Source organism: Streptomyces sp. NPDC059080, assembly GCF_042739975.1.
In the GTDB taxonomy this organism is placed as follows: Bacteria; Actinomycetota; Actinomycetes; order Streptomycetales; family Streptomycetaceae; genus Streptomyces; species Streptomyces benahoarensis.
In genome coordinates this window covers 19,838-35,318 of the sequence record NZ_JBHYGX010000036.1, presented here as the reverse complement: position 1 = coordinate 35,318, position 15,481 = coordinate 19,838, and the positions used below count along the sequence as shown (strand labels likewise).

11 protein-coding genes are annotated in these 15,481 nt (G+C 73.4%); 6 read left to right on the top strand and 5 right to left on the bottom strand.

The genetic code is table 11. The features are described from left to right. Position 1 precedes the first annotated feature (1 nt). Both tgmB and tgmC read left to right on the top strand, forming a co-directional pair. A complete protein-coding gene (gene tgmB, locus ACFWWQ_RS23560; RefSeq protein WP_384599441.1) occupies positions 2-961 on the top strand; it encodes an ATP-grasp ribosomal peptide maturase in 960 nt (319 codons plus the stop codon). Beyond that, positions 958-2,130 carry an ATP-grasp peptide maturase system methyltransferase gene (gene tgmC, locus ACFWWQ_RS23555; RefSeq protein ID WP_384599438.1) on the top strand — a complete coding sequence of 391 codons (1,173 nt, stop codon included), beginning with the start codon at positions 958-960 and terminating at the stop codon, positions 2,128-2,130. Before tgmB ends, tgmC begins: the two co-directional genes overlap by 4 nt. A gap of 139 nt (positions 2,131-2,269) precedes the next feature. Here the strand turns inward: tgmC and ilvD are convergent, their stop codons facing one another. The 3 genes from ilvD to ACFWWQ_RS23540 form a co-directional block, all read right to left on the bottom strand. Beyond that, positions 2,270-4,108 (bottom strand): dihydroxy-acid dehydratase, encoded by a 1,839-nt coding sequence (gene ilvD, locus ACFWWQ_RS23550; RefSeq protein ID WP_384599435.1) that lies wholly within the window; start codon positions 4,106-4,108, stop codon positions 2,270-2,272. Positions 4,109-4,385: 277 nt separating this feature from the next. Further along, positions 4,386-5,186, bottom strand: a complete 801-nt coding sequence (locus ACFWWQ_RS23545; RefSeq protein ID WP_384599519.1) for a sugar phosphate isomerase/epimerase family protein — start codon at positions 5,184-5,186, stop codon at positions 4,386-4,388. 38 nt (positions 5,187-5,224) lie between these two features. After that, positions 5,225-6,157, bottom strand: coding sequence for a Ppx/GppA family phosphatase (locus ACFWWQ_RS23540; RefSeq protein WP_384599432.1), 933 nt, complete (start codon positions 6,155-6,157; stop codon positions 5,225-5,227). Positions 6,158-6,294: 137 nt separating this feature from the next. On the opposite strand from ACFWWQ_RS23540, the gene ACFWWQ_RS23535 reads away from it, so the two are divergent. Continuing rightward, the gene (locus tag ACFWWQ_RS23535; protein WP_384599429.1) at positions 6,295-7,185 is read left to right on the top strand and encodes a hypothetical protein; all 891 of its coding nucleotides are present in this window, start codon (positions 6,295-6,297) and stop codon (positions 7,183-7,185) included. A 265-nt stretch (positions 7,186-7,450) separates the two neighbouring features. Here the strand turns inward: ACFWWQ_RS23535 and ACFWWQ_RS23530 are convergent, their stop codons facing one another. Next, positions 7,451-9,298: an RNA polymerase sigma factor gene (locus tag ACFWWQ_RS23530; RefSeq protein ID WP_384599426.1), complete on the bottom strand. Its 1,848-nt coding sequence runs from the start codon at positions 9,296-9,298 to the stop codon at positions 7,451-7,453. 555 nt (positions 9,299-9,853) lie between these two features. Here ACFWWQ_RS23530 and radA point away from each other — a divergent pair. Both radA and disA read left to right on the top strand, forming a co-directional pair. Next, positions 9,854-11,266: a DNA repair protein RadA gene (radA, locus tag ACFWWQ_RS23525; RefSeq protein WP_143940617.1), complete on the top strand. Its 1,413-nt coding sequence runs from the start codon at positions 9,854-9,856 to the stop codon at positions 11,264-11,266. A 132-nt stretch (positions 11,267-11,398) separates the two neighbouring features. Then, a complete protein-coding gene (gene disA / locus ACFWWQ_RS23520) occupies positions 11,399-12,523 on the top strand; it encodes a DNA integrity scanning diadenylate cyclase DisA (protein ID WP_384599422.1) in 1,125 nt (374 codons plus the stop codon). A 169-nt stretch (positions 12,524-12,692) separates the two neighbouring features. Here disA and ACFWWQ_RS23515 read toward each other — a convergent pair whose 3' ends face one another. After that, positions 12,693-13,376, bottom strand: a complete 684-nt coding sequence (locus ACFWWQ_RS23515) for a DUF4232 domain-containing protein (protein ID WP_384599419.1) — start codon at positions 13,374-13,376, stop codon at positions 12,693-12,695. Positions 13,377-13,584: 208 nt separating this feature from the next. Here ACFWWQ_RS23515 and ACFWWQ_RS23510 point away from each other — a divergent pair, with 208 nt between their 5' ends. Beyond that, positions 13,585-15,204, top strand: coding sequence for a helix-turn-helix domain-containing protein (locus tag ACFWWQ_RS23510; protein ID WP_384599416.1), 1,620 nt, complete (start codon positions 13,585-13,587; stop codon positions 15,202-15,204). Positions 15,205-15,481 lie beyond the last annotated feature (277 nt).

The window sequence follows — 15,481 nt, the reverse complement described above, 5'->3', positions numbered from 1 at the left end:
GATGACCGAGGAGAGGCCGGTGCTGGTGGCCACCGAGGCGGAGGACCTGACCGCCGACATGGTGATCACCGAACTCAACCGGCGAGGCGTGCCGGTGGTCCGGTTCAACCCTGCCGACATCGGCGAGGGCCTGACGGTCTCGGCCCGGTTCGGCACCGGTCCGGCTCCCGTGGCCGGGCAGGTGCGTACGCCGTCGAGAACCGTCGACCTCGCGCAGGTGCGGGCCGTGTACTGGCGCCGCCCCGTCTGGCCGGACTTCCGGCTCCTGGGCCGGGACGACGCCCGCTTCGCCGCCGCCCAGGTCCGCCACGGGCTCGGCGGCACCCTGTACGCCATGGAAGGCCCGCTGTGGGTAAACCACCCCCTGCGTACCGCGGCCGCCGACCACAAGCCCGCCCAACTCGCCCTCGCGCAGAGGCTCGGCCTGACCGTGCCACCGACGCTCGTCACCAACGATCCGGATGACGCGCGGGAGTTCATCACCGCCCACGGGCAGGTGATCTACAAGACCCTGCGGTGGACCCCGTATGCGCGGGACGGAGTGCCCGTGACCGGATGGGCGGAGCCCGTCACCGCGCAGGAGATCGATGACAGCGTGCGCGTGGCGCCACACCTCTTCCAGGCCCGGGTGGACAAGACCGGTGACGTACGCGTGCTGATCGTCGGCCGGCGCCTCTTCGCCGTACGGATCGACTCCGGCCTGCTGGACTGGCGCAGGGACTACTCGGCCCTCTCCTACCGCGTGGTCGACCTCCCTGACCGTGTGACGAAGGCCCTCCTCGCCTACCTCGACCGCCTCGGCCTCGCCTCGGGCAGTTTCGACCTGGCCGTGGACCGGGCCGGGAACTACTGGTGGCTGGAGCTGAATCCCAACGGCCAGTGGGCGTGGCTGGAGGAGCACACCGGACTGCGGATGGCCGCCGCGTTCGCCGATCTGCTGACCGAAGGAGTACCGACATGACCGACACCGCGCCCCAGCGGCGTGCCCTCGCCGACCGGCTCGCGCGGGCCGGGGTCCTCACCACGCCCGCTCTCCGGGCCGCGGTGGAGGCCGTCCCCCGGGAGCTGTTCCTTCGGCCGGGCGTTTTTCTGGCTGCGGACGGGGGCCGGTGGCGACCCGTTCCCCGGTCCGCCACCGATGCGGATACCTGGACGGAGATCGCCTACCGAGAGGAGTCCTTGACCACCCAGCTCGACGGGCATCTGACCGCCGACAGGGCGGACGGCCTGGTCGAGGGAGCGCCGACCTCGTCGTCCACCACCCCCGTGACCGTCCTCAGCATGATCGAGGAACTGGGCCTCGAAGACTGGCACACGGTCCTGGAGATCGGCACGGGCACCGGCTACTCCTCGGCCCTGATGTGCCATCGCCTGGGCGAGGACAACGTGACGACCATCGAGGTGGATCCCGAGGTCGCCGCACGTGCCGACGCCGCGCTCGAAGAGGCCGGGTTCTCGACCTGGACCGTGACCGGCGACGGGCTCCTCGGGCATCCGCGCCGGGCCCCGTACGACCGGACGATCGCGACCTGCGCCGTACATCGCATCCCTTACACCTGGATCAGGCAGACGAAACCGGGCGGCATCGTCCTGTCCACGGTCGGCGGGGCCTGGCATTACGGCACCGGCCTGGCGAAGGTCACCGTGGGCGAGGACGGCACCGCGGAGGGGCGGATCGTCGGGCCTTCCTCCTTCATGCAGGCCCGCTCCCAGGCCCTCGGACCGGTCTCCGGCGATCTGTCGGCCCGCGTCGCCTACGCCGACGGCGAGCGGGCGACCGAGGTGTCCCCCGCCCTGCTGGAGGAGTGGATGCCGGCCTTCCTCGCGCAACTCGCGGCGCCGGGCGCACAGTTCACCCAGGCAAGATCCGGCGACGGCACTGCGCTGAGGTACCTCTTCGACCCCCGGCGCGAGTCGTTCGCCCATTTCCTCGCAGACGGCGACGCGTGGACGTCCGTCCGGCAGGGCGGCCCCGTACGGCTCTGGGACACCATCGAACGAGCCCTGCTCGCCTGGCAGGAGGCCGGAAGCCCGGACATCTCCGCGGTACGGCTCCGCATCACGGAGAACTCCCACACCTACTGGATCGAAGGGCATCCCGCGCTCCGCTGGCAGCATGATCTCGCGTGACGGAATGCCCGCCGTGGTGACACGTGTGGGCCCCCGCCACCCGGCGAGGGCCCACACGTACGGGATCCACGTACGGCATCCGCGTACGGGATCCATGCACGGCATCCGCGTACGGCGTCCCGTACGCGGATCCGCTACCTCACCCCAGCTTGCTCACATCGCGCACCGCGCCCTTGTCCGCGCTGGTGGCCATCGCGGCGTACGCGCGCAGCGCCTGGGAGACCTTGCGGTCGCGCTGCTTCGGGGCGTAGACGCCGTCGAGGGCCAGGCGGCGGGAGTCCAGCTCCGCGTCGTCCACGAGGAGTTCGATGGAGCGGTTCGGGATGTCGATGCGGATGCGGTCGCCGTTCTCGACGAGGGCGATGGTGCCGCCGGACGCCGCCTCCGGGGAAGCGTGGCCGATGGACAGGCCCGAGGTGCCGCCGGAGAAGCGGCCGTCGGTGACGAGCGCGCACGCCTTGCCCAGACCGCGGCCCTTGAGGAACGACGTCGGGTACAGCATCTCCTGCATACCGGGGCCGCCCTTGGGGCCCTCGTAGCGGATGACGACGACGTCACCCTCCTTGACCTGCTTCTTCAGGATCGCGTCGACCGCGGCCTCCTGCGATTCGCAGACCACGGCGGGGCCCTCGAACGTCCAGATCGACTCGTCGACACCGGCGGTCTTCACGACGCAGCCGTCCACGGCGAGGTTGCCGTAGAGGATCGCCAGGCCGCCCTCGGTGGAGTAGGCGTGCTCGATGTCGCGGATGCAGCCGCCCGCCGCGTCGGTGTCCAGCGACTCCCACCGCTCCGACTGCGAGAACGCCTTCGCCGAGCGGACGCAGCCGGGCGCCGCATGGAACAGCTCCGTCGCCTCCGCGGACGGGGAGCCGCCGCGGATGTCCCAGTTCTTCAGCCAGTCGGCGAGCGACGGGGAGTGGACGGTGTGGACGTCCTCGTTGAGCAGCCCGGCGCGGTACAGCTCGCCGAGGATGGCGGGGATGCCGCCCGCGCGGTGCACGTCCTCCATGTAGTACGCGCCGTTCGGGGCGACCTTCGACAGGCAGGGCAGCTGCCGCGACAGCTCGTCGATCTTCTTCATGTCGAAGTCGAGCTCGGCCTCCTGCGCGGCGGCCAGCAGGTGCAGGATCGTGTTGGTCGAGCCGCCCATGGCGATGTCGAGGGCGACGGCGTTCTCGAACGCCGCGCGGGAGCCGACCGACCGCGGCAGGACGGTGGTGTCGTCCTGCTCGTAGTGGCGCTTGGTGATCTCGACGACGGTGCGGCCGGCGTTCTCGTACAGCGCCTTGCGGGCGGTGTGGGTGGCGAGGACGGAGCCGTTGCCGGGGAGGGCGAGGCCGATCGCCTCGGCCAGGCAGTTCATGGAGTTGGCGGTGAACATGCCGGAACAGGAACCGCAGGTCGGGCAGGCGTTCTGCTCGATGCGGAGGATGTCCTCGTCGGAGACGTTCTCGTTGACCGCCTCGGAGATGGCGTTGACGAGGTCGAGCTTGCGGACCGTGCCGTCGACCAGCGTCGCCTGACCGGCCTCCATCGGGCCGCCGGAGACGAAGACGGTGGGGATGTTGAGGCGCATCGCGGCCATCAGCATGCCCGGGGTGATCTTGTCGCAGTTGGAGATGCAGATCAGCGCGTCCGCGCAGTGCGCCTCGACCATGTACTCGACGGAGTCGGCGATCAGATCGCGGGACGGCAGGCTGTAGAGCATGCCGCCGTGGCCCATGGCGATGCCGTCGTCGACGGCGATGGTGTTGAACTCCCGGGCGATGCCGCCCGCCGCGTGGATCGCCTCGGAGACGATGCGGCCCACCGGCTGGAGGTGGGTGTGGCCCGGTACGAACTCCGTGAAGCTGTTGGCGACGGCGACGATCGGCTTGCCGAAGTCCTCGCGCGCCACGCCGCTGGCCTGCATAAGGGCTCGGGCGCCGGCCATGTTGCGGCCATGGGTAACGGTGCGGGACCTCAGCTCGGGCACGATGGTCACTCCCTCGGGATTCGTCTCGGACGACCACCGCTACGGCACCGGAAGGGGGACGGACACCCCGCCGCGTACCGGCGGCGTCGTACATCAGCCGTCCTGTATCAGCTCATCCCGAGACTACGCTGCCGATCCGCGATCCGGACAAGTCCTCCGCATGGTGAGACGGGTGACCGGAGTGCGGACGGGGGGCCGAGGGGTGACGCGAGGGGCTACGCCGAGGGGCGACGCGAGGGGCGTGGCCACCGCTTCGGCGCCCCGCGAGGCTCCGCCCCTACCTTTTCGGCGACGCCATATGGAGCCGGGTGAAGGCCAGCGCCTCCGCGAGGTCCGCCTCGCGCTCCGCCGCGGACATCGCGCGGCGGGTGTTGACCTCGACGACGACATGGCCGTCGAAACCGGTCACCGCCAGCTGTTCCAGCAGCTCCGCGCACGGCTGGGAGCCGCGCCCCGGCACCAGATGCTCGTCCTTGTTGGAGCCGTTGCCGTCGGCGAGATGAACGTGCGCCAGCCGGTCGCCCATCCGCCCCACCATCTCCAGCGCCTCGCTGCGCGACGTCGCGGTGTGCGAGAGGTCGATCGTGAAGTGGCGGTAGTCGTCGTTGGTCGGGTCCCAGTCCGGCGCGTACGCCAGCATCTCGCGGTCGCGGTAACGCCACGGATACATGTTCTCGACCGCGAACCGGACGTCCGTCTCGTGCTCCATCCGCCACACACCACGCACGAACTCCCGTGCGTACGACCGCTGCCAGCGGAACGGCGGATGGACGACGACGGTGGAGGCGCCCAGCTTCTCCGCGGCGTTCTTCGCCCGCTGGAGCTTGACCCACGGGTCGGTCGACCACACCCGCTGCGTGATCAGCAGGCATGGCGCGTGCACCGCCAGGACCGGCACGCCGTGGTAGTCCGACAGCCGCCGCAGCGCCTCGATGTCCTGGCTGACCGGGTCGGTCCACACCATGACCTCGATGCCGTCGTACCCCAGGCGCGCGGCGATCTCGAACGCCGTCGCCGTCGACTCCGGGTAGACCGAGGCCGTGGACAGCGCGACCTTCGCATCGGGGATGCGCACCACTGGCTCTGTCACGAGGGACAGCGTACGGGCCGCACCGCTCAGGTCGTGGACAGGTGGTCGAGCCGCCGCAGGATCACGCCCTCACGCAGCGCCCACGGGCAGATCTCCAGCGCATCCACCCCGAACAGGTCCATCGCCGCCTCCGCCACCAGCGCCCCCGCCAGCAGCTGCCGCGAACGGCCCTCGGAGACACCGGGCAGCGCGGCCCGCTGCTGCGCCGTCATCCCGGCCAGCTTCGGCACCCACTCCTCCACCTTCTTGCGCTCCAGCTGCCGCTGGACGTACAGCCCGTCGGAGGAGCGGGCGGCGCCGGTGATCCGGGCCAGCTGCCGGAAGGTCTTCGACGTCCCGACGACGTGATCGGGGGCGCCGTAGCGGGTGAAATCGCTCACCACCTTCGCGATATCGGCCCGCACCCGGCGGCGCAGCGCCCGCACGTCGTCCGTGCCGGGCGGATCGCCGGGCAGTGCGCCGCTGGTCAGACGGCCCGCGCCAAGCGGCAGCGACGCCGCCGCGTCCGGCTCCTCGTCCAGCCCGTACGCGATCTCCAGGGAGCCGCCGCCGATGTCCAGAAGCAGCAGCCGCCCGGCCGACCAGCCGAACCAGCGGCGGGTGGCGAGGAAGGTCAGGCGCGCCTCGTCCTCACCGGACAGCACCCGCAGCGCGACGCCGGTCTCCTCGGCGACGCGGCGCAGCACCTCCTCGCTGTTGGTGGCCTCGCGGATCGCGGAGGTCGCGAACGGCAGCACGTCCTCGACACCCTTGTCCTCGGCCACCTCCCCTGCCTCCCGGACCGTCGTGATCAGCCGCGCCACGCCCGCGTCGCTTATCGCGCCGGCCGCGTCGAGCAGTTCGGCGAGCCGCAGCTCCGCCTTGTGCGAGTAGGCGGGCAGCGGGCGCGCGCCTGGGTGCGCGTCGACCACCAGGAGATGGACCGTATTCGAACCCACATCGAGGACACCGAGTCTCATACGGGGAAACCTACTGCGGCACCCGGGGCCCGGAGGGGACCGGCCGGGGGCGCGGGGGCGCTCGGCGGTGGTGCGCGCGCCCCCGGGGTCCGGTCCGGCGGCGACTCGCGAGGCCGACGGGCCCGTACGCTGGACTCGTGGCTAAGACGAACAAGGCGAAGCGCGGGAAAACCTCAGATAAGGGCGCAAAGCGCCAGGCCGGTGCGGCGGGCGCCACGGCCGACGAGGTCGGCCTCGACTTCGCCCGCGCCTGGGTCACCTTCCCGGACCCGGCCGACGACGAACAGCTCTTCCGCTGCGACCTGACCTGGCTGACCTCCCGCTGGACGTGCATCTTCGGCAGCGGCTGCCAGGGCATCCAGGCGGGCCGCGCCGACGACGGCTGCTGCACGCTCGGCGCGCACTTCTCCGACGAGGAGGACGAGGAGCGGGTCGCCGGGCACGTGGCACGGCTCACCCCCGAGCTGTGGCAGTTCCACGACGTCGGCACCGAGAGCGGCTGGACGGAGGAGGACGAGGACGGCGACCGGCAGACCCGCCGCTGGCAGGGTTCCTGCATTTTCCAGAACCGCCCCGGCTTCGCGGCGGGCGCCGGGTGCTCCCTGCACCTGCTGGCGCTGCGCGAGGGCCGCGAGCCCCTGGAGACCAAGCCGGACGTCTGCTGGCAGCTCCCGGTGCGCCGCACCTACGACTGGATCGACCGGCCCGACGACACCCAGGTCCTCCAGGTGACGATCGGCGAGTACGACCGCCGCGGCTGGGGCCCCGGCGGCCACGACCTGCACTGGTGGTGCACCTCCGCCACCTCCGCCCACGGCGCCGGCGACCCGGTCTACGTCTCGTACGAACCGGAACTCACCGAACTGATGGGCAAGGAGGGCTACGCCAAGCTCGCCGAACTCTGCGAGGAACGCCTGGCGGCCACCCTCCCGCTGGCGCCGCACCCGGCGGACCCGGCGACCCCGCCGAAGTCCGCCCGCTCGGGAAAGGCCGTGAAGCTGGAGGTGCCGGAGGCGGGCGGAGCCTAGCTGGGGGCGGGATCTAGAGGACGGGACCTGGAGGCGGGATCTGGAGCGGGATCTAGAGGAGGGACCTGGCGGAGGGACCTGGAGGCGGGCCGGGTTCGGCGAGGTCCCCGTCCCCTTCCGGCGTCCCGCCCGTCCCGTTCCGGCGTCCCACCCGTCCCGTTCCAGCGTTCCACCCGACCACCGCGGCGGTCCACCCGACCACTGTGGTGGCCGCCGGGCCGCTGCGGCGTCCCGCCCGCCCCGTTCCGGCCTCCCGCGTCGCCCCTCAGCGCACCGTGGCCACCGGCGTCGACGAATCCGTGGGCGTCGGCCCCGTGGACGTCGGCTCCAGCGACGACGGGGCGGTGGGCGACGGACCGGTCGGCCGGGGCGACGGCATGGCCGGACGGGCCAACGTGGGTGCCGGACCCGTCGGGTGCCTGCCGCCCGCGCCCGGGGAACCGGCGCCCCGGCCCTCCAACACGACCGCGGTGCCGCCCGGCCCGATGACGATGCGGGTCCGCCAGGGCCCGTCCGGCTCCCGGTCGTGGTCGACGTGGACGGTCACCGCCGTGGCCTGTCCCGGCCGCAGCTCCCCGGCCGTCCGGCTGAGCTGGAGCCACGGTGCGCCGGGCGCCGCCGTCCAGCGCACCGGGGTGCCGCCGGACGCGCTGAGCATGATGACGGTCGTCGCGCCGCGCGGCTGCGCCGCCACCATCAGCCGCCCGGGGCCGGTGGACAGGCGCAACCGTGCGTCGTTCGCGGCGATCACCCGCGCCGCCACGTCCCCCGGCCCCTCGGACGCCCACGGCGCGGGGCGCGGCGTCGTCCCGGCGTTGCCCGCGTTCTCGTACGGGCGGCCGTCCAGCCGCCCGCGGTCCGAGTCGATGGCCGCCACCGGGGGCGCGCTCTCCGCCGCACCCGGTGCGGGCGCCCCGCGGTACGCCGCCCACAGGGCCAGCACCGGGGCGGCCAGCACGGTGGCAACGATCGTCGTCGTCATCGCGCGGCTGCGCAGCCGCATCCGGCGGGCCGCCAGATCCGTCGGGCGGACCGGGAAGCCCCGGCGGTCGTAGCGTGGAGAACCGTTTGCCCCACCGCTGCGGCCCGCCCGGCGCCCCCTGCTCGGCACGCCCGAACCGGCCACCCCCTCGGCCCGCCCGGACCGCGCCCGCCGAGCCGCCGCCAACGCCCCGAACACCGCCTCCCGGTCCGCCGCTACCAGCGGCAGCGTCCCCCGGGCCGCCGGTGCGGTGCCCGGCCAGGGACCGGCGGCCGTCGCGCACTCCGCCGTACCGCGGCACTCGGCGCAGTCGTCGACGTGCCGCACCAGCTCCCGCCGCAGCACCGCGCCCAGCAGTATCCGGGTGCCACCGGCCAGCCGCACGACGTCCGGGCAGCGGCCTCGCTCGACGACGGCCAGCGCGGCGCGGGTCCGCTCGACCTCGCAGGACGCGGTGGCCAGCAGCGCCCGGGTGGCGACCGGGTCGGTGCCGAGCACCGCGGCCACCTCCGCCGCGGGCAGCCGGTGGCGGACCGACAGCTCCAGGGCCTCGCGCTGCTCCGGAGTCATCCCGGCCGCCTCGGGCCACGCCAGCCGGGCCAGCTCGCGCCGCCCGCCCTCCGGGTCCGCCGGGTCCTCCGGGTCCGCCGCCGGATCCGGCGCGCCGGGATCGGCCAGCCGCCGCAGGCACGCCCAGCGGGCAAGGGCGTAGAGCCAGGGGCGGTACAGCTCCGGATCGCCGGGGCGTCTGCCGTGCTGCCGCTCGGCGAGCGCCAGCGTCTCGCCGAGCACCGCTGCCGCCGCGTCGTGCGCGCACAGCACGGACAGGCAGTAGGTGAACAACCCGTCCAGATACGGCTCGTAGCCCGCGGCCCGGACGGCGTGCCCCGGACGGCCGGGGATGCCGGGGCGCGTGGCATGCGGCTGCGCGCCTGCGGCGCCCGGAGGGCCCGGAGGGGGGGCCAGGACGGGCCAGGCGACGCGGACCGACCGCTCGGGGCGGACGGCCTGCTCAGGACGGTCGGACGGCACCGGTCGGCCGGGGTGCTGCGGCCTGCTCCGACGCGAAGCGCCGCTGCGCGACCGGTGTGCGCCGGTGGTGTGCGTGGGGTGCTCGGGCCTGCTCATCACCCCGGCGACGGTAGGGCGATGCTTCAGCGGCACTCGCCGTCTGACCGGTCTTTCAACCCTAACGAGTGAGCATCTCACTCAAAAGGGGACATGAACCACCCGTTCCGCCCAAGCCTCCCGAACACGACGGGGAGCGGATGCGGGCCTCCTCAACCGTTTCCGATGGCAAACACCACGCTCCCGAACACGACGGGGGTGGGACAGACGGCCTCAGGCATTTCCCGTGGCAACGCCCCGCCCCCCGAACACGGCGGAGGCAGGGCGGGCGGCCCCAAACGTTTCCCGTGGCAACTCCTGCCCCCCCGAACACGGCGGAGACGGGGCGGGCGACCCCAAACGTTTTCCCGTGGCATCTCCCGCCTCTCGAACACGGCGGAGACGGGGCGGGCGGCCCCAGGCCCTACGGCGGGGCGGGCGGCGCGATGGCGGGCCCGGCGCCGCAGCGGCCCGGCGGGCGGCGCGACGGCGGCCCGGCCCGGCGCCCGTGGCGCCTCGATGGCTGCGCCGCCGCCCTCCGTCGGCCCCGCTGTCACACCCCGCCGTTACGGTGACGTCATGGCAACCCGTAAAACGTCGGCCAAGGAGCGTCCCTCCTACCGTTGCACCGAGTGCGGCTGGACCACCGTGAAGTGGCTCGGGCGCTGCCCCGAATGCCAGGCGTGGGGCACGGTCGAGGAGACCGGCGGCGCCGGGGCGGTCCGCACCACCGCGCCCGGCCGGGTCACCACCGCCGCCGTCCCCATCGGCCAGGTCGACGGCCGCCGGGCCACCGCCCGCTCCAGCGGCGTGCCCGAGCTGGACCGCGTGCTCGGCGGCGGCCTCGTCCCGGGAGCCGTCGTGCTGCTCGCCGGGGAGCCCGGCGTCGGCAAGTCCACCCTCCTGCTCGACGTCGCCGCCAAGGCCGCGTCCGACGCGCACCGCACCCTCTACGTCACCGGCGAGGAGTCCGCGAGCCAGGTACGGCTGCGCGCCGACCGCATCGGCGCGCTCAGCGAAGACCTCTATCTGGCCGCCGAGACCGACCTCTCCGCTGTCCTCGGCCACCTCGACGACGTCAAGCCGTCGCTGCTGGTCCTCGACTCCGTGCAGACCGTCGCCTCCCCGGAGATCGACGGCGCCCCCGGCGGCATGGCGCAGGTCCGCGAGGTCGCCGGGGCCCTCATCCGCGCGTCCAAGGAGCGCGGGATGGCCACGCTCCTCGTCGGCCATGTCACCAAGGACGGCGCCATCGCGGGCCCCCGCCTGCTGGAGCACCTCGTCGACGTGGTCCTGCAGTTCGAGGGCGACCGGCACGCCCGGCTGCGGCTGGTCCGCGGCGTCAAGAACCGCTACGGCACCACCGACGAGGTCGGCTGCTTCGAGCTGCACGACGAAGGCATCACCGGCCTCGCCGACCCCTCGGGCCTCTTCCTGACCCGCCGCGCCGAGCCGGTGCCCGGCACCTGTCTGACCGTCACCCTGGAGGGCCGCCGCCCGCTCGTCGCCGAAGTCCAGGCGCTCACCGTCGACTCGCAGATCCCCTCGCCGCGCCGGACCACCTCCGGCCTGGAGACCTCCCGCGTCTCGATGATGCTCGCCGTCCTGGAACAGCGCGGCCGGATCAGCGCCCTGGGCAAGCGCGACATCTACAGCGCCACCGTCGGCGGCGTGAAGCTCACCGAGCCCGCCGCCGACCTCGCGGTGGCGCTCGCCCTGGCCAGCGCGGCGAGCGACACCCCACTGCCCAAGAACCTCGTCGCCATCGGCGAAGTCGGGCTCGCCGGGGAGGTCCGGCGCGTCACCGGCGTCCAACGGCGGCTCGCCGAGGCCGCGCGGCTCGGCTTCACCCACGCGCTGGTGCCGTCCGATCCGGGCAAGATCCCCGACGGTATGCGGGTGCTGGAGGTCGCCGACATCGGCGAGGCGCTGCGGGTGCTGCCCAAGCGGCCCCGGCGAGCGGCCCCGCAGGAGGAAGAGGTCCGCCGGTAGACTCTGCCCCCGGTCCCGCCCGCCCCACCGCGGTCCTGCCGCCGGGACACGTACGCTCCCTGGTACGCCGCAGGACACCACGGCAGGGGCCGGGCGGCTGGGGACCGACAGACCTTGCGACGGAGGAGTGCAGTGGCAGCCAACGACCGGGCATCGTCTCCCGGAAGGTCCGGCGGGGGTTCCGGCACCGACGCCCTGATGCGCGCCACGCTGAGCGCGGTCGCCCCCGGTACGGCCCTGCGTGACGGACTCGAACGCATCCTGCGCGGCAACACCGGCGGACTGATCGTCCTCGGCTTCGACAAGACCGTCGAGTCGATGTGCACCGGCGGGTTCGTGCTGGACGTCGAGTTCACCGCCACCCGCCTGCGCGAACTGTGCAAGCTGGACGGCGCGCTCGTGCTCGACAAGGACATCAGCAAGATCCTGCGCGCCGGGGTGCAGCTGGTGCCGGACGCCTCCATCCCCACCGAGGAGACCGGCACCCGCCACCGCACCGCGCAGCGCGTCTCCATCCAGGCGGGCTTCCCGGTCGTCTCGGTGAGCCAGTCGATGCGGCTGATCGCCCTGTATGTCGACGGGGAGCGGCGCGTCCTGGAGGAGTCGGCGGCGATCCTCTCCCGCGCCAACCAGGCGCTGGCGACGCTGGAGCGGTACAAGCTCCGCCTCGACGAGGTCGCCGGCACTCTCTCCGCCCTGGAGATCGAGGACCTGGTGACGGTCCGGGACGTCTCCGCCGTCGCACAGCGCCTGGAGATGGTCCGCCGTATCGCGACCGAGATCGCCGAGTACGTCGTCGAACTCGGCACCGACGGCCGCCTGCTGACGCTCCAGCTGGACGAGCTGATCGCCGGCGTCGAGCCCGAGCGCGAGCTGGTCGCCCGCGACTACGTCCCCGAGCCGACCGCCAAGCGCTCCCGCACCGTCCCCGAGGCGCTGGCGGAGCTGGACGCGCTCACCCACACCGAGCTGCTGGAACTGCCAATCGTCGCCCGTGCGTTGGGCTACAGCGGCTCGCCGGAGACGCTGGACTCCGCCGTCTCGCCGCGCGGCTTCCGGCTGCTGGCGAAGGTGCCGCGGCTGCCCGGCGCGGTCATCGACCGTCTCGTCGACCACTTCGGCGGCCTCCAGAAGCTGCTGGCCGCCAGCGTCGACGACCTCCAGGCGGTGGACGGTGTCGGCGAGGCCCGCGCCCGCTCGGTCCGCGAGGGCCTGTCCCGCCTCGCCGAGTCGTCCATCCTCGAACGGTACGTCTGACGGAGGCGGAGCCGGGGGCGTTGGCGTACGGGCGCGCCGTACGGACCCCGGGGTTCCGCGGGCACGGCCCGGCGCGGGGTGCGCCGGGCCGTTTCCGTGTACGGGCTCCGCACCCGGCGGGCCGGGGGAAGGACGTCGCCGGGCGCGGAGGTCTGGGGAGCGCATCGGCTCAGAAGGAGAGGGCGACGCTGGGGTCGGTCTGCCAGTAGGTGACGAACGCGTTGTCGTCGACCTTGGTGCCGTCCGGCAGGGCGAGGCTGACGCTGTGACCGGCGTCGGGCTCGTTCTCGTCCCTGCCCTGGAAGTGAATCTCCAGGTTCCGGGCGTCGCGCAGGTGGGTGTCCTCGCTCGGCTCACCCGTCAGACCGACACCGGCGTACGCGGACTCGCCCGGCTCGACGCTGACGACCGCCTGCGGCTTGGAGTCGTCCAGCACGCGGGTGGCGGCCTGGTCCTCGTCGAAGCGGAGCATGGGGGCGACGAACGCCTCGCAGCGCTTGCTGCCGGTATTGGTGATCTTGATGAGCAGGTGGTTGATCGGGCGGGGCGCCTGCGAGACCTCGGCCTTCACGGTGGCGCCGGTGCAGGGGGCGGACGCCGAGGCGCCATCGCCGCCGGCGTTGTTCTTAGCGGCGTCGTCGCCGCGCTCGGTGGAGGCGCGCGCCTCACCCTTACCGCCGCTCTGGCCGTCCTTGACATCGGCGGTGCTCTGCCCCTGCCCCTCCGACGCGGAGGGCACGGACTTGAGGGCGTCGTCCTTACCCTCCGCGGGTCCGCAGGCGGTCAGGGAGAGGGCCGCGAGGGCGGTGACGGCGAAGAGGGCGGGCTTGCGGACACGGCGAAGAGCAGACATGACGAACCTCAGGTATGTGGTGGAAGTGGATGACCGCGGTGGCGGAGAACCTCAACGCCGCGGCGTGGTCACTACATTCACCATTCCACTCCCCACCTCGCAAGGTTTTGCGGCTCCTTCGGGACGCCGGAATGATTCCACCCCGTCTGGCCTGCGGAGTTGTCCACAGCCTGGAACGCTCGCCTGGAACGCGTGGAATAGTTGAGGCATGACGAAGGACGAGGGGGAGGGCTCCTTCGCGGCCATGCTGCGGGAGTTGAAAGGACGCACGGGACAGAGCTACGGCACGCTGGCGAAGCGTCTGCACGTGAGCACGTCAACGCTGCACCGCTACTGCAACGGCGACGCGGTACCCGCCGAGTTCGCATCCGTCGAACGCCTCGGGCGGCTCTGCGGCGCGGACTCGGACGAACTGGTCGAGCTGCACCGGCGATGGATCCTCGCATCGGCCACCCGGGGCGGGAAGAAACGCCCGGCGGGGGCGGCCCGGGAGGAGGCACCGGAGCCGGAGACGGATACGGCGTCCGAGCCGGGTGCGGCGTCCGCACCGGAGCCAAGCGGTCCGAAGCCGGATGCCGAGCCGGGGCCGACGCCTGATCCGGAGCCGGCGTCGGCGTCGGAGTTGCCGTCCGAGCCGGTGCCGGGTGGCGTCGCGGGGCGGATGCCGGAGTGGGCGCGGGGCGCGGAGACGGCGGCCGCGGACGGGGAGCGGCCCGGACCGGCTCCGCTCGATGCGGCTCCGGGCCCGGACGCGCGCCCGGGCGAAAGGGCGGCCCGGAACGCGGCCCATCCCGTTCCGGCGGAGCCTCCGCGCTCGGCCGACCGCGCGGACGAGGAGGCGGCCGCGCACGCGGCCTTCACCGTTCCGCCGAAGGCGTCCCGGAAGCGGCGCTCGCTGCTGATCACAGCCGCAGTGGCCGTTGTCGCCGCGCTCGCGGTCACCGTCGCGTACGGCGTCTCGGGGGACGACGCCGCCCACCGCGTCACCACCGCCCGCGACGGGGACGCGCAGAACGGCGAGCGCGACGCGCCGGCCGACGGCACCCCGTCGGCGACCGCGAAGGAGAAGGGGAAGCCGGAGAAGGGGGACGGGAAGGATAAGGACGGGAAGAAGGACGCGTCCTCCCCACCCGGCAAGGGCGGCCAGGGCCCGTCCGGCGCCCCCTCCGCGTCCACCGGATCCGGCAGTGGCCACCCCGGGGGCAGTGTGCCGCTGTCGGCGAACGTCCGCCCGTACGTCTGGGGGGACGATCTGCCCTGCTTCCAGACCTTTCTCATCAACCGGCCCCCGGAGAACATGCCCGGCACCCCGCAGACCGGGGACACCGTCGGCTGGGCCCGCAGCCTCGGCGGCGTCGACGCGGAGCACTCGCGCATCGGCGTGGTGGTCCGCGGCACGGAGAAGGAACCGGTGGTGCTGGAGGCGCTGCGCGTCCAGGTCGTGGGCCGGGGCCCGGCGTTGGGCTGGCAGCACTACAACCCGTCGGGCGGCTGCGGCGGCGGGCTGACCCCGTCCTCGTACTCCATCGCCCTCGACAACACCAGCCCCGTCGTCAAGGCGGTCCCCGGTGAGCAGGCGGGGAAGACGATCCCCGCCAAGCCGTTCCCGCGCACCGTCAGCGCCACCGAGCCGGAGGCGCTGGCCATCCGGGCGGACGCCGTCTCCTGCGACTGCAGTTGGTACCTGGAGCTGGACTGGAGCAGCGGCAAACGCAGCGGCACCCTCCCCATCGACGACGGCGGCCGCCCGTTCCGCACCAGCGGCGCCGCCAGCCGCACGACCTACACGTACGGCGGCGACCCCGCCAAGTGGTGGGGCGACAACTGACCCGCCGGGCGGCACGCCCTGGAACGTTGGCCATGGAACGCCGGCCCGGACCGTTGGCCATGGAACGCAGGCCCGGACCGTTGGCCATGGAACGCAGGAAGCGGCCCGGACTGTTGGCCATGGGACGGTCGTAGCCCTGGAACATTGGCCACGGAATGCACGAAGCGGGGGCCCCCCGCCCCCGGGGGGGCGGGGGGGGGGTGGGGGGCGGGCGGACGGGGCCGGGGGGGCGCGGGCGCGCCGGCGGGGGCGGTAAGTAACAGCGCCGCGGGCGGCG